This window comes from Verrucosispora sp. SN26_14.1, assembly GCF_004307965.1.
Classification (GTDB): Bacteria; Actinomycetota; Actinomycetes; order Mycobacteriales; family Micromonosporaceae; genus Micromonospora.
Window position 1 is genome coordinate 1 of sequence record NZ_SISL01000813.1, and the last position, 1,111, is coordinate 1,111.

Genomic DNA, 1,111 nt, shown 5'->3' on the forward strand with positions numbered 1-1,111 from the left:
ATCGTCGGGGCCCGGTGGACGTTGAACTGCTCCGGTGCGGTGCCCATCTCCGCCCGGGGCCGCGGTATCCGGAGGCCGCCCGGCTCGCCGTCGTGCGAGCGGAACCAGGCGGCACCGGGGGGCGTGGCGCGGGGCGCGGCGGGCGGCCGTCCCTTGACCTCCTCGACCCGGGTGAGGATCTCCTCGGGGACCTCCACCTGGGCGACCGTGCCGGCACCGGCGCTGTGCAGTCGCACCTGCACGCCGTGCCGCGCGGCCAGGTGGGCCACCACGTGCAGGCCCATGCTGCCGGCCGCCGCGCTGGACAGGACGGCCGGCGCGCGCAGCCGCTCGTTGATCTCGGCCAGGCGGCCTTCGCCGATGCCGATGCCCTGGTCGTGTACGCGCAGCGTCAGCCCGTCGACCGTCCGTCGACCGTCCACGTGCACCGGGGCGTGCGGCGGGGAGTAGGCGGTGGCGTTCTCCAACAGTTCGGCGAGGAGGTGGACGAGGTTGCCCACCGCCGAGCCGTGCACCGCGGCGGCCGGTACGTCGATCTCGACCCGGGCGTACTCCTCGATCTCCGACGCGGCGCCCCGGACCACGTCGGCCAGCAGGTGCGGGCCCTCGTGCGAGCGGCCCGGTTCGCCACCGGCGAGGACCAGCAGGTTCTCGCCGTTACGCCGCATGCGGGCGGCCAGGTGGTCGAGCGCGAACAGCCGGGCCAGCGCGTCGGGATCGGTCTCCTCCTGCTCGAACTCGTCGAGCAGGCGCAACTGCCGGGTGATCAGCGTCCGGATCCGTCGGGCCAGCGCCTCGACCATCCGGGTCACGTCCATGCGCAGCTCGGCCTGCTCACCGGCGAGCCGCAGGGCGGCCCGGTTGACCGTGTCGAACGCCTCCGCCACCTGGGCGATCTCGTCGCGTCCGCGACTGATCCCGGCGGTGATCTGGGAGGCCGGACCGGCACCGGAACTGCTGTCGCCGGACGAGATCGCGGTGATCCGCTCGGGCAGTTCCCGGTGCGCCATGGCCAACGCGGCCACCCGCAGTCGCCGGAGCCGGCGGCTGGTGCGTACCGCCAGCATCGCGGCGGCGACCAGCGAGGCCAGCGCCAGCGCCTGTCTCTTGT

General features: G+C 74.5%; 1 protein-coding gene. It reads right to left on the reverse strand.

Annotated features, from left to right (window positions below; translation table 11 throughout):
* Positions 1–1,111, reverse strand: a 1,111-nt coding sequence (locus EYA84_RS32125) for a sensor histidine kinase KdpD (RefSeq protein WP_131057885.1), incomplete at both ends; no start/stop codon positions are given.